Genomic DNA, 14093 nt, shown 5'->3' with positions numbered 1-14093 from the left:
TGGATAACAGATATGTAAAAAGCGCCTCTATGGCGCTTTTTTTGCCTCTTTGCGAGACTGAATATGATCATCGACGATGGGAACAATCAGATCCATCAACCATTGCTGCTTAGCGGCAGAACGCAGTGACGCTTTACAAATTAACGCCATATCTAAATTCAATGGATAAAGCTTCTCGTCATCGTAATAGGGTTCATAACGTAACGTAAAACAGTCGTCCATCAACTGATTAATAAGATGGACACTATCAACTATGATTCCGGCTTCTAAATTTGGGTCGAGTGCTTTGAAATGGTCTTGATGCTCATTAATGCCTGAAATAATGAACTTAACGTATTCACCACCCAGATTGCCCTCAAAGACACCAGCTCCAGAGTGAATTTTCTTCTGATAAAAGCTTTGAGGCTTATCACTCAAAGTATGTAAGCCAAGATCTACCTGCTCTTCCAATATCAATCGCTCACTATGCTCACTCCACTGGCGTAACTCAATGACTGCATCAGTTTGTGAACGAATCGCTTTGATCAGATCCTTTCCAATCTCCACTAAATACGGCTCGACTATGTGTAACGTAACTCGAGAAAGAGAGCTAGGGTCAAAAACATCTGGTTCAAGCGCTAGTTCGAGCTGTTCAAGGGCCGCTCTGACTTTGGGCTCAATTGCACTCGCATAATCGGTAGCAACTAAACCTGTCGCGTCTCGAATAAACAGAGGGTCTTTCAGATCCTCTCGAAGCTGAGCCAAAACCTTAGACACATAAGACTGTGAACGACCTAGCTTTACTGCTGCTCGCTGAGTATTGCGTGTCTGCATTAATACAAGAAACACATGTAGAGCATTTAAATCGTTCATCATCACTCTTTACCAAACGTTAGTTAAACTATTCATTCCTATATAAATAGTATAAGCATGTTACTTCTCTTCAAAACGTTTTGCTAACAAGTAAAACTCATTGACCTGTTCATTCAGTGCTTTCGAATGTTCTGATACCGAGTATGTTGCTGAGAGATTTTGCTCCGCAGTTGACGCAATGGACTGGATGTGAGCATTTACGTCACTCGAAAGGTTACGCTGAACATCGACTGAGTTTTCGACAGATTGCATCAGCTGACTCATGGATTGCATAACAGATTCCATTTCAATCAAACGCTTTGCACTTTCCTGAGCGGCTAAATCACATTGGTTGGTTTGTTCTTTATTTGCAATGATGTCATGCTGCCACGCACCAATTGTACTCATCATGACATCAATACTCTCTTTGATCTGTAGTGTTGCTTTGGACGTTCTTCCCGACAACGCTCGAACTTCGTCTGCAACAACAGCAAAACCTCTGCCTTGTTCTCCCGCCCGAGCCGCTTCAATCGCTGCATTAAGCGCAAGCAAGTTAGTTTGATCAGCTATACCACCAATCTCCTCCATCATATTGCTGACTTTTTCAGCTTGCTCATTCAGCTCGTAGGTTGTGTTGGTCGCTTTTTCCGCTTGAATATTCAATGTACTCAAGTTTTGTTGAGTTTGGTGAATGCTCTCTTTAGCTTGCAAACATGTTGATAAAGTCACATCAATGAGTTGGTGCGCTTCATGTGTATTCGAAGAGACTTCATTCGCTGCCATTTCGACTTCTTCGGTCGCTTGGCGAACTTGTCTTATATCAGCAGTTTGTTGATCAAGTGCTTGGCTTACCTCGACGGCTGTTGTGTTAAGGCTATCAGATAAAGATTGCAACGGTTTTGCAGAATCTGTCATACGACCCAGTACAGTTCTTATCCTTGCCTTAAGGAGCTTTATGTGAAAATCAGCGACAGAAAACTGGCTTTTACCTGAGTAAACTAAACGACTAACGCTATCGAATTGAGTCTGTAGCTTTTTCAACTGAAGAGGGGTATTTATCAACTCTTGTCTAAACAGCAGTAGCAACGTTGATATTGGCAATAAGCTCGATGCTATTTGTATGGTTTGATTAACTTCAAATAGCTGACTAGCCAAAGGGGCAACTAAAGAACCAAGCAAGACCGCATACCGAACAGTATCACTCAGCTGTAAAGACCAACTTCTACCGCCTTTCTCAGCTTGTAGTAGACTCTTATATGCTTTAGATGCAATTTCAACCCACTCACGTTTGGGCTTAACCCTTACTGATTGATAGCCAGAAACGACCCCGTTTTCAAATATCGGAGTAACGTAGGCATCCACCCAGTAGTATCCACCCGATTTAGTTCTGTTTTTCACCACTCCGCGCCATGCTTTACCTTGTTTTAAGTTAACCCACATGTCAGCAAAAGCCGCTTTCGGCATATCATCATGGCGTACAAGGTTGTGGTTTTGTCCAAGGAGTTCTTGTTGGGTAAATTCTGCGATACGACAAAAGGCATCATTACTGTATGTAATGACACCTTTTAAATCCGTAGTTGAGACTAGTTGCTCGTTTTCAGCGAGCAGGGTTTCACGTTGAGATAAGTGTTGGCTGACGTTCATTAAATAAACTTTTGTTGTAGTATTAATGCGCGCCAATATATACAATATTAGAAATCATGACAAAATATGAACATCACATTTTGTAAATAAAGGTTGCGATTCACAAGCTTACACATTTTTGTGTCAAAACCAATTCTTATTCATTAACTCCCGAATAGCGAAAAGCTTCACGAGTTAAGTCATCGATTTCCGCATCGCTCATCTCATTGTGAGCGACAGTAATTCGCCCTAGATAGATTAACGGAACTTCGTCGGCTCGCCCTTCTAGATGGAACTTAATCGCTTCTGCTGTCGCTACACCAAGATCATCACTCATACGCATAGGTGTTGCGTCTAGCTCCCCTTCTCGGATCTTCTCAATCTCTTTCGCTGTTCCACCCCATCCAGTAACATAAATAGGGTCAAGCTTACCCGCCTCACGTAGTGCATCCACCGCACCCATCGTCATAGCCGTATTCGCATTGTGAATCATAGTGACTTCAGGGAAATTATCTAAAATAAGCCTAACTCCGTCTGCGCCGCCTAATTTTTGATATTGACCAAAGTGTTCATAGACTGTTAACCAATCCCCACGCTCTTCAACACAATCCATAAAGCCTTGAGAACGCTGAGTATCTGTAATTCCAGGAATACCTCGATTTGCGGCAAATTCGATATCTTTCCCTAAATGTTTAACTACATGATCACAAAGGACTTCAGCCCCCATACTACTAGAAAAATCAAACCAGGCATCAGGCTGCGAGCTCCAACTATCATTGGGTGTATGGAAAGCCCAAATGAAAGTTTTGAACTGCTTTGAAGCTGATAGCTTTTGGATATTATTGGCTTGCAGATCCAATTCTGAGGGGCCAAAAATGACGAAATCATAAGGCTTTACTGCGTTTAGCACTTTCTCTGTGTATTGCGTCTGAAGTGAGTGTTCGATTTGTTTAGAAGAGTATTCTGTCACTTCATAAGGCACACTTAACGCAGACAAACGCTTGATCAATGCGGTGTAGTTTCGTACCCAGAAATCAGAAATATCCGCACTAGGGTAAATAATAGCGATACGGATCGGTTCCTTTACAACACCATTTTCAACAGCAACCGGTTCATTGCTAACAGCAAACTGAAAATGACTTGATAGATGAGCCTCGTCATCAATGTCGGCTTCATGTGCCTGTACAGAGGAAAAGCTAAACGAAAGAACTATTGAAACAGCGACGATTATCATTTTATCTACGAAACAAGTCATAAATGTTACCAATTGTTTGATTGTGTAATAACATTATTATAAATATATAGGCGATAAATTATAAAGCTAAATTAGAAACTATAAATTTATGATGATTTTATGGACACGCTTTGCTGTGTTGCTTGTTGTTCTTAATAGCCCCTACTCCTTTGCTACTAACGAAGGCAGTTCTTTCTATGAGTACGCAAAAGTAAAAGTAGCGAGAGCAATCTCTGGAAACACCGCATGGGATGGACCAACTAATGGACCGTCAGCCGTTTACAATAAAAGTATTATCTTTGTGGCCTCTGACTTACGAAATGGTGGCGTATATGGAGTGGGCAAAGGAATGTCCGAAGCAATATCGCATCTTGATTGGCATTTACGCTTTATCGACGGATTAGGCTCGGAAACTCGTCAAGGGGCTGCGATTCGGAAAGCAATAGGTTTTGGGCCCGATGCTATTGTGCTAGGTGGAATCGATGCCGAGCGCCACAAAGACGTCCTGAAATTAGCTCAAAAACTAGGGATTGTCGTCATTGGTTGGCACGCGACAGAAATGGCAGGCGGAAATGAAGAGATAGGCCTTTTCATGAATATTACAACCGACCCATTAGACGTAGCCGAAGTTGCTGCCCTATTGGCGATAGTAGGTTCCAAAGGAAAGGCCAAGACCCTAATCTTTACAGATTCAAATTATAAGATAGCAACGATCAAATCAGATGCGATGGCAGCGACCATCAGAAAATGCCAAGAATGCCAACTGCTTGAAGTCAACGATCTACCACTCGATAAAGTCTCGGAGCTTATGCCTAAGACATTAGAGAAACTGTGGGAACAATACAATCAGGACATTACGCATATCTTAGCGATCAATGACCTTTATATTGATTATGCTATCCCATCTTTAGAATCTAACCTTGAACAACATGATCAAGTGCCTCTCAATATTTCTGCAGGGGACGGAAGCAAAGCCGCTTACAAACGAATTAACACAGACAATTTCCAACTGGCTACGGTGCCCGAACCATTGTATCTACAAGGCTGGCAAATCATCGACGAACTAAACCGCTCTTTCAATGATTTATCGCCCAGTGGCTATTCAGCGGCGGTTCATTTGGTTACCCCAGAAAATGTAGAGGAGCTAGTAAGTCAAAAAGGACATGGTATTTATGACCCAGAAAACGGTTATCGCGAAGCTTACTTAAAGATTTGGAAACCGCAATGAACATAAAAAACATCAACATCACCCAACGACTCATCGTTTCAAGCCTCGTTTCATTGCTGATTGTAAGTGTTGCCGTGCTGATCGTAATTCGCTCTCTCTACTACGTTGAATCAACCTTAAAAACAGAAACAAGCACTCATGTATCAGAGTTGATTGTTAACTCCGAGATTAGTCGACGAGTATTTGCCCTAACATCAAAGGTAAAGTTACTCGAACAGACCTTCCTATTCAGTGAAAGTACCTTGTCAGCACAGGCATTTAATATTGACTTACAACTCCAACGACTTCGAGACCTCTCTACCAATAAAACATTCTCAAACAAAATCGACGCTTTCATTGATAATTTTCATCGCTTTCTTGGTAGCTCGTTAGCACTCAACCGAATTCTTAAACAAACTTCTAAGATCGATTCAACACTTGCGGTCCAAATTGATGAGCTCGAGTTTGTGATTGCAGACAGTAAAATTGCTGATTTATCCAATCAGAATATCCAGCACTACAACAACGAGCTCGATTTAGTCAACATGTTGCGAGAAGCCTTTCTCTCTACAGGGAAAATGATCGGTGATATTCATAGCCGAATTACACCTGAAACAGAAAAAGTACTGCTTATCGAAGTCGAAAAAGAGCTCGATATTTTCCTACTTCATTTAGAAAACGTAGATATCGACACGCCATCAGTTGTCACCCAGAAGAAAAAAATTCAAAAAACCGTAAAGCGATATAACGCCGCTCTTCGTCGTATACGCGCTAACCTAGAACAGCGCTGGATTGTCATGGCTGCCCTAGTTGACGCCCAGAATGAATTGCTCCAAATGGTAGAAAGTACCGAAACTCGCGTGCAAACTCAGGCCATAGAACTCACCCACCAACTAGAAAAAGAAATCGGGCAATCACGATTCAATGCGATAATTATTAGTATGTTCGCGATTCTACTTTCTGTTCTTTTGGTTAACCGTGTTGTGAACCTCCATATTCGTAAACCGCTAGACGATTTAAAAGACGGTTTTGATCGTTTAGTCTCTAACGGCATCAAAACGCCCATTGATCTTGGTCGTACCGATGAATGGAGTCATATCGAGAATGCTTACAACAATATGGCATCGCGATTATCAGAAGCTTATTTGGAACTGAATGAAGAAAAGAAAAATTTCGACTTTCTCGCTCATCATGACCCATTAACATCGTTGGCGAATCGACTACTAGCCACCAAAAAACTGAAACAACAAATAGAGCTATCACAAATTAACCACAGCCCTTTTCTTCTCCTCTATTTGGATATCGATGAGTTTAAAACCATCAATGATTCTCTTGGACATGCTTCAGGAGATAATTTATTGGTCAGCATTTCAGAGATCCTAACTAAGCTTATCGGTGATTCCGGATTTGTAGCTCGCATGGGTGGCGACGAATTCATGATTGTCATTTCTGACATGAATGCTGAAGAAGGTGAAAAGGTTGCAGAGCGCATCAACAAAGCGTTGAGAATGCCCTATTACATTGAAGATAGTATGATTTTTGTCTCTGCCAGTATTGGTATCTGTCAGTTCCCGGTTCACGGTGAAGATGGTGAAACACTGGTTCGAAATGCCGACACAGCCATGTACCATGCCAAACGCAATGGCAGGGATCAGTATCGTATCTATGCCGATAAGATGACCCATGAAGTGACAGATCTTATCGAAATCAATATGGGCTTACATAATGCGATTAAGAATAATGAGTTAGTCGTCCACTTCCAGCCCAAAGTGAATTTAGAGACCCAGAACATTGTTGGAGCTGAAGCGTTAGTTCGCTGGCAACACCCTAAATTGGGTTTGTTGCCTCCTTTCGACTTTTTGGAAGTTGCAGAAAAAACCGACCTTATCATCGAGATCGATAAGTGGGTCTTTAGAAAAGTTGCCAATCTAGTTACCGAATGGAAACATGCAGGCATTAATCTTGAAAACTTGATGATCTCTGTCAATTTCTCTGCTCGCATGTTTTACAAGACTGATCTTGCAGAACAATTGCAAGAAATCTTGGATGAAACGGAATGTAAACCAGAGCAACTGCTCCTTGAGATTACTGAAAGAGACATGATGCGAGATTTCGAAACCTGTTCTCGTACGATTGAGAAGCTGCGAGCTCGGGGCTACAAAATTGCCATCGACGATTTTGGTACCGGATACTCTTCGCTAGCAATGCTGAAAAATCTCTCCGCTGATTGCATTAAACTTGATCGAAGCTTTATTCAAGACGTTAACACCTCAAAATTGGATTATGAGATCACCAGTGCGATTCTTAAACTAGCACAAGTGCTCAACCTTTCAGTGATTGCCGAGGGGGTCGAAACAGAGTCCCACGTTGATACACTTCGTAAAATTGGCTGCCGCTGCGCGCAAGGCTATTACTTTGCAAGACCGTTACCCGTCCCTGATTGGCTTGAATACATCGCGAAAACCGATGCTAACTTGGAACAAGAAACTTACTAGATAACTCCGGCCGTCATTCACGGCCGGGGTTTGATCAACTCAGACACCCTTTTGCGCTTTACTCTCTGCGGATAACCCTTACAATTGACGAAAATTAAGAATTCCAAGGTTATTCTATGTCTATCCAATGGTTTCCAGGCCATATGCACAAGGCTCAAAAAGAGATTGCCGAAGCGATTCCTCAAATTGATGTCATTATTGAGGTGCTTGACGCTCGTATCCCTTTCAGCAGCGAAAATCCTATGATCGCCGAGCTCAAGGGAGATAAGCCTGTCGTAAAAGTGCTGAATAAACGAGATCTTGCCGATCCAGAGCTTACTCAACTTTGGATTGACCATTTTGAAAAAGAACACAACGTAAAAGCGATCGCTATTACAACTTCTCAACAACAAGAAGTTCAAAAAATCATGGAGCTAGTACGCAAACTTGCTCCACACCGAGAAGAGATCGGTAAAAACATTCGCACCATGATCATGGGTATCCCAAACGTGGGCAAATCTACCATCATCAACGCATTGGCGGGCCGAACCATAGCCGTAACGGGTAACCAACCTGCGGTGACACGTCGCCAACAGCGTATCAACCTGCAAAATGGTATTGTCCTTTCCGACACTCCAGGGATTTTGTGGCCAAAAGTAGAGAATCCACATAGTGGTTTCAGACTGGCAGCAACTGGCGCGGTGAAAGACACGGCGATGGAATATGACGAAGTGGCTTTTTACACCGTAGAGTACCTTGCGAAAGCGTATCCTGAGCGTTTAAAAGAGCGCTACCAGATCGATGAATTGCCTGAAAGTGATATTGAGGTAATGGAAGAAATTGGTCGTAAACGTGGCGCGCTTCGTGCTGGTGGGCGTGTCGATTTACACAAGTGTTCTGAGATTCTACTCCATGAACTTCGTAGTGGTACACTTGGACAAGTAACACTAGAGCTTCCTGAAATGATCACGCAAGAATTGATCGAAGTAGAAATTGAAGCTACGCGTAAAGCAGAAGAAAAAGCGAAGAAGAAAGAAGAGCGCCGCAAGCGTTACTTGAAAAACAAACGCTAATAATAAGACGTACTAAATTGACTAAGGGCGGATTATCCGCCCTTTTTATTTACTCAACGATCAGTATTTAAGCTGTGCAAAACTCTGGCAACTGTTTATTGATAAACTGAATATCCGCAGAGTAGAAGTCCGTTAAGGGCAACTCATTTAGATTTAACCATTTAAACGTCTGACGACGATCTTCTCCAACCGCTTTAGGTTGAACTTGCTCATCAGCTTCCAACACTGCGTAATAGATGCGTCCGCCATATTCATTCACATCTGAAAACGTGGCAACGTGTTTTAAGCCCTGTAACCTAGTTTCCTCATACAGCTCTCTAACCGCAGCATCTGTGCCCGTTTCATTGTGATTCACCTGCCCACCAGGAAATTCCACAACCATGCCTTTCGACGCTCTATAACGCTCTTGAACCAACACCTTTCCATCCTTGACTACGACCGCCATAGATAAGTGTTTCATGCCTTGCTCCTTAATTCCGTACTTTTGATGCTGACTGGGGGTTCGCCATTATTGTGTTGGCGTTCGACTTAATCGTTTGCGTGGATAATAACGTAATGGACGCGTTTGTGCTTATGAAGTAATTCACATTTGTAGTTTTGCAGCACAAAAAAACCGGCACCTTGAACGGGTACCGGTTGATTATGTTAACTGAACACGATTATTTGTGTTTGTCTTGAATGTATACCTGGCTAACATCCACTACCGCAACATCTTTAAAGAAACTACGGCCTAAAAGAAGTGGGAATGTTAAATGAGTGCGATCTGCTAGGGTAAATTCTGTTTTTTCTTTCAAATCACCAATTTGAATCCAAGCATCCACTACTGCTCGTTTTTGAGTGCCATCCGCACTTGATTGGCGAATCTTAACCCAACGCTGAACAGGCAGAGCGATTTCATTGCTCTTCACGCCATCGTGTTCAATCTTAAATTTGACCCAATCTTTGCCATCGCGTTCAAAAGGCTCGATATCAACGGCACTGATTGATGAAGTTGTCGCCCCAGTATCCACACGAGCTTTAAAATTCTGTTCCAATCCTGGAACGTAAACCCATTCTTTCTCACCAAGTATTAGCTTGCCGTCAGATGTTTTCTTAGCCTTCAATACGACTTCTGGTTGACTTGGTTTTTCTGCAGGTTTTGTTTCTTTTGCGTTTTCTTTCTCTTCTGTTTGAGGCTGCTCTACTTTAGGCACCTCAACGTTTGTCTTCTGATCTGATTCAACAGGAGTTTGCCCTGTTGTCGAACACGCCATCAAACCACCACTAAGCACAACAGGAATTATAAGCTTCCACGTTTTGTTCATTCGACCACCTAATTCAATTGACAAAGTTCGTTACATTCAAAAAAGGCCCACATAACGTGAGCCTTAGTAACCAAAAATACGCTACCTATTACGACACGTTTACGATTGCTTGAGCGACATAAGGAATATCTTTTTCCGTTAAGCCTGCAATATTAATACGACCATCTCCAACGCCATAAATTCCATACTCTTCACGAAGTTGCATCATTTGGTCTTGGCTAAAGCCTAGCACAGTAAACATGCCCTTGTGGCTTTCTATGAAATCGAATTGTGAAGTATTGTGGGAATTTCTCAATTCTTGGCACAAAGTTTGACGAAGGTTTAACAAACGCTGTTGCATTTCACTCAATTCTTGCTTCCAAACTTGTGTTAAGTCTTGATTTTGCAGGATTGTTTTTACCAATGCAGCACCATGATCAGGTGGCATTGTATAAGTTGCGCGCGCTAAAGTAAGAAGCTTACCTTTCGCATTGTTCACATCTTGAGTCGACTTACCAACAACGATAGCCGCACCGGTACGCTCACGGTATAGACCGAAGTTTTTCGAACATGAAGTGGTGATCAACATCTCTTCAACATTGTCTGCCATATGACGTAAGCCTTTGGCATCCTCTTCAAGTCCGTCACCAAAGCCTTGATATGCGATATCAACAAATGGAGTGAAACCATTCTTTTGCGATAGTTCTGTGATCGCTTTCCACGCATCAAAGTCAATATCTGCACCCGTTGGGTTATGGCAACAGCCATGAAGTAAAACGACATCGTCTGGGCCTGCTTGCGAGAGCTCAGCAAGCATACGAGAAGTATCAACCTGCTTAGTCTCTGGGCTAAAGTAACTGTAGTGTTTCACTTTAAGACCAGCCGCTTCCATAACTGGGCGGTGGTTAACGTAACTTGGATTCGAGATCCAAACCGTTGTATTAGGTTGAGCAACTTTCATCAAGTCACCCAGCATTCGAAGCGCGCCACTCGCACCCGGTGTTTGAATCGCAGCAACACGATCCATGGCAGAAGTACCATCAAGAAGAAGATCAACCATGCTTTGGTTAAACTCTTCGCAACCAGCAAGACCAACGTATGATTTGGTTTTTTGCGTTTCAACGACAATATCTTGAGCTTGAAGAATCGCCTTCATGACTGGCGTTTCGCCCTGACTGTTTTTGTATACGCCAATGCCTAAGTCCACTTTATCTGAACGAGGATCATTTCGGTATGCAACAGAAAGAGAAAGAATAGGATCTAAAGTTGGTGTTGGTAAATTAGAGAACATGAAAGTCACAACCCTTTGAAATTCAAGTAACGACCGACACGTTATCATCTAATTAACAAATCTAGAAATAATATTTTAGCGGCTAAGAGCAAAACAGGATAAAAAGCTGTAAACATTAACATACAGTTAACATATGCAAACACTGCAATTTAACCTACCTACCGACTAATCTTCTAATTTAAAAGTATGAATAATCTGGTTGGAACTGCCGCGCCATTCGAGGTTTAGGTCTTTTTTCTCTTCAACAAACTTACCGTCGATGAGTGTATCGATATACTGCACGACTTCACGTTGCTTCTCGTCAAGTTCCGCTAGCGTGTAACCCGTCCAAACCCAGATATCTTTACCCGGACACTCATTGCGAACACGCTTTACTAGCTTAAGTATATCGGCAACATTGGCTGGGTGCAGTGGGTCACCACCCGATAATGATAAACCGCGGCGCTTGATTCGTTCATCATTAAGATCCGCAATGATTTGGTCTTCAGCCGCTTGTGTAAAAATCTGACCTGAATCTAAACGCTGCGTCGATTGGTTATAACAACCACGACATTGATGGATGCAGCCTGATACAAAAAGTGTACATCGGGTGCCTGGACCATTTACAACATCAACTGGGTAGTACTGGTGGAAGTTCATAAACCAACTCAAATAAAGAGAGCCCTAATCTAGGGCTCTAACAAACTTAACCTGTGATTATCAATAATCACTTCGCGGCACTTACAGGTGCTTAACTCGACGCTTCACTTCTTCTTGCTTACCGAAGTTAAATGGACGCGCATCTGGGCTTCCCAAGTAGCCACACACCCGACGAGTTACCGATACTTTGGTTGAATCGTGGTTGCCACAACTAGGACAAGTAAAGCCTTTACTTGTACATTCAAACTCACCGTTGTAGCCACACTCATAACACTCATCAATTGGCGTGTTAGTTCCGTAGTAAGGAACGCGTGAATAACTGTAATCCCAAACGTTCTCTAGCGCTTCAATGTTACGCTGCATGTTCGGAAACTCACCATAACAGATAAAACCACCGCTTGAGATTTCAGGGAAAGGCATCTCAAAGTCAATCTTATCGTATGGGTTTACTTTCTTCTCAACATCTAAGTGGAAGCTGTTAGTGTAGTAACCTTTATCCGTTACGCCTTCAACAACACCAAACTCTTTCGCATCGATACGGCAGAAACGACTACATAGGTTTTCACTTGGTGTACCGTACAAGCTGTAACCATAACCAGACTCTTCAGTCCACTGATTCACTTTATCTTTAAGGTACTTAACAATCCCAGTTGCTTTAGCGCGCAATTCGCTATCGTCGTACACATGAGTCTCAGTACCAAACAAAGCATTAATTGTTTCATGGATACCAATGTAACCCAGTGAAATAGATGCTCGGCCATTCTTAAAGATGTTTGCGATTGGCTCGTCTGCTTTTAGACGGACGCCACACGCACCTTCCATGTACAGAATTGGCGCAACGCGTGCTTTCACGTTTTCTAGGCGCGAGATACGAGTCTCTAGCGCACGACGTGCCAAGTGCAGTTTGCTATCAAGCAATTCATAGAACTTCGCTTCATCACCTTTCGCTTGAATCGCGATGCGCGGTAAGTTCAGGCTCACTACACCTAGGTTATTACGACCTTCATGGATCAGTTCACCATTTTCTTCGTATGTACCTAGGAAGCTACGGCAACCCATAGGCGTTTTAAATGAACCTGTGATTTCAACCACTTTGTCGTAGTTCAAAATATCTGGGTACATGCGTTTAGAGGCACACTCTAGAGCGAGCTTCTTAATATCGTAGTTTGGATCGCCTGCTTTATGGTTAAGACCATCTTTAATCCCAAACACAAGTTTAGGGAATACCGCTGTCTTGCGATTCTTACCTAAGCCAGCAATGCGGTTTTTAAGAATAGACTGTTGGATCAAGCGCGATGCCCAGCTCGTACCTAGACCAAAACCAAAAGTAACAAATGGTGTTTGGCCGTTAGCGGTATGCAGTGTATTAACTTCATACTCTAGAGATTGGAATGCGTCGTAACACTCTTTCTCTGTACGTGAGCGTGCAAATGCTTCAGGCTCATGGATATCCCATTCCTGCGCGACTTTAAGGTGTTTTTCATAACTGGTCGTTACGTATGGCTCTAACACCTCATCAATACGGTTAATCGTTGTACCACCGTAAATATGGCTCGCTACCTGTGCAATGATCTGTGCAGTAACTGCAGTTGCTGTTGAAATCGATTTAGGTGTATCAATTTCCGCATTACCCATCTTAAAACCATGAGTTAACATGCCTTTAAGGTCGATTAGCATACAGTTAAACATCGGGAAAAACGGTGCGTAATCTAAATCGTGGTAGTGAATATCGCCCTCTTCATGAGCTTGTACGATATCACGCGGTAAAATGTGAGTTTTCGCGTAGTGTTTTGCCACAATGCCTGCAAGAAGATCGCGTTGAGTTGGGATCACCTTACCGTCTTTGTTTGCATTTTCGTTGATAAGATCAACGTTGCTTTCTTCAATCAGACCTTCAATTTCACGAGTAAGCACACTTTGCTTCTCGCGTGCCATGTCACGGTCATGACGATATTCAATGTAAGCACGAGCCAAAGACTTATAAGGCCCCTGCATCAGCTCGTTTTCAACTAGAGTTTGGATTTCAGCGATGTTAACTTCATCGTGATCTTTTAGCTGCAACTCGACCGCTAACGCCACATTTAGCGCATAAATAGCGATCTCTTTATCTACATGCTCTGCCGCTGCTTCTACTGCAGCTTGAATGCGATCCCTGCTAAACGGAGCTCTTGAGCCGTCACGCTTGATTACGATTGGTTTCACCTTCTCTCCTTACCCAAGATATACTCACAGACTTATCCACAAATACACTATATAGGGCTACTTTTTATTCGACTGACACTATATGTTGTGGCGTATTTAACGAGAAGCACCGATCAAAAGTATTGATTTCGATCAATAAAAATAGGTCCTAGATTAAGATAAACGCAATCTTAGTGGCACTGATCTCAGCTTGAAAGAAAACGATGAAAATCGCCTGAATAGCGATAATTATGCTT

The 14093-nt window shown here is 42.5% G+C and carries 11 protein-coding genes; 3 read left to right on the top strand and 8 right to left on the bottom strand.

Translation table 11 applies throughout. From position 1 onward, the window contains the following. Positions 1-27 precede the first annotated feature (27 nt). The 3 genes from GVO60_RS07955 to GVO60_RS07945 form a co-directional block, all read right to left on the bottom strand. Positions 28-852, bottom strand: coding sequence for a LysR family transcriptional regulator (locus GVO60_RS07955; RefSeq protein WP_159653291.1), 825 nt, complete (start codon positions 850-852; stop codon positions 28-30). Between the two features lie 60 nt (positions 853-912). After that, positions 913-2475, bottom strand: coding sequence for a methyl-accepting chemotaxis protein (locus GVO60_RS07950; RefSeq protein WP_159652689.1), 1563 nt, complete (start codon positions 2473-2475; stop codon positions 913-915). Between the two features lie 136 nt (positions 2476-2611). Continuing rightward, the gene (locus GVO60_RS07945) at positions 2612-3709 is read right to left on the bottom strand and encodes a substrate-binding domain-containing protein (RefSeq protein ID WP_159652687.1); all 1098 of its coding nucleotides are present in this window, start codon (positions 3707-3709) and stop codon (positions 2612-2614) included. A gap of 88 nt (positions 3710-3797) precedes the next feature. Here GVO60_RS07945 and GVO60_RS07940 point away from each other — a divergent pair, with 88 nt between their 5' ends. The 3 genes from GVO60_RS07940 (at position 3798) to ylqF (ending at position 8442) form a co-directional block, all read left to right on the top strand. Further along, a complete protein-coding gene (locus GVO60_RS07940; RefSeq protein WP_159652685.1) occupies positions 3798-4916 on the top strand; it encodes a substrate-binding domain-containing protein in 1119 nt (372 codons plus the stop codon). Then, on the top strand, positions 4913-7390 hold the full coding sequence (locus tag GVO60_RS07935; RefSeq protein WP_159652683.1) for a putative bifunctional diguanylate cyclase/phosphodiesterase: 2478 nt from the start codon (positions 4913-4915) through the stop codon (positions 7388-7390). The genes GVO60_RS07940 and GVO60_RS07935 overlap by 4 nt, the downstream gene beginning before the upstream one ends. 116 nt (positions 7391-7506) lie before the next feature. Further along, a complete protein-coding gene (ylqF, locus tag GVO60_RS07930; protein ID WP_159652681.1) occupies positions 7507-8442 on the top strand; it encodes a ribosome biogenesis GTPase YlqF in 936 nt (311 codons plus the stop codon). 67 nt (positions 8443-8509) lie between these two features. Here the strand turns inward: ylqF and GVO60_RS07925 are convergent, their stop codons facing one another. The 5 genes from GVO60_RS07925 to nrdD form a co-directional block, all read right to left on the bottom strand. Continuing rightward, a complete protein-coding gene (locus tag GVO60_RS07925; protein WP_159652679.1) occupies positions 8510-8902 on the bottom strand; it encodes an NUDIX hydrolase in 393 nt (130 codons plus the stop codon). A 199-nt stretch (positions 8903-9101) separates the two neighbouring features. Next, positions 9102-9746: an ATP-dependent zinc protease family protein gene (locus GVO60_RS07920; protein WP_159652677.1), complete on the bottom strand. Its 645-nt coding sequence runs from the start codon at positions 9744-9746 to the stop codon at positions 9102-9104. An 88-nt stretch (positions 9747-9834) separates the two neighbouring features. Then, on the bottom strand, positions 9835-11016 hold the full coding sequence (locus GVO60_RS07915; RefSeq protein WP_159652676.1) for an amino acid aminotransferase: 1182 nt from the start codon (positions 11014-11016) through the stop codon (positions 9835-9837). A gap of 165 nt (positions 11017-11181) precedes the next feature. Then, positions 11182-11655 (bottom strand): anaerobic ribonucleoside-triphosphate reductase-activating protein, encoded by a 474-nt coding sequence (gene nrdG / locus GVO60_RS07910; RefSeq protein WP_159652674.1) that lies wholly within the window; start codon positions 11653-11655, stop codon positions 11182-11184. Positions 11656-11736: 81 nt separating this feature from the next. Then, the gene (gene nrdD, locus GVO60_RS07905) at positions 11737-13857 is read right to left on the bottom strand and encodes an anaerobic ribonucleoside-triphosphate reductase (RefSeq protein ID WP_159652672.1); all 2121 of its coding nucleotides are present in this window, start codon (positions 13855-13857) and stop codon (positions 11737-11739) included. Positions 13858-14093: the final 236 nt, after the last annotated feature.

Source organism: Vibrio atypicus (genome assembly GCF_009811315.1).
GTDB lineage: Bacteria > Pseudomonadota > Gammaproteobacteria > Enterobacterales > Vibrionaceae > Vibrio > Vibrio atypicus.
This window is presented reverse-complemented; position numbering and strand designations above follow the sequence as displayed.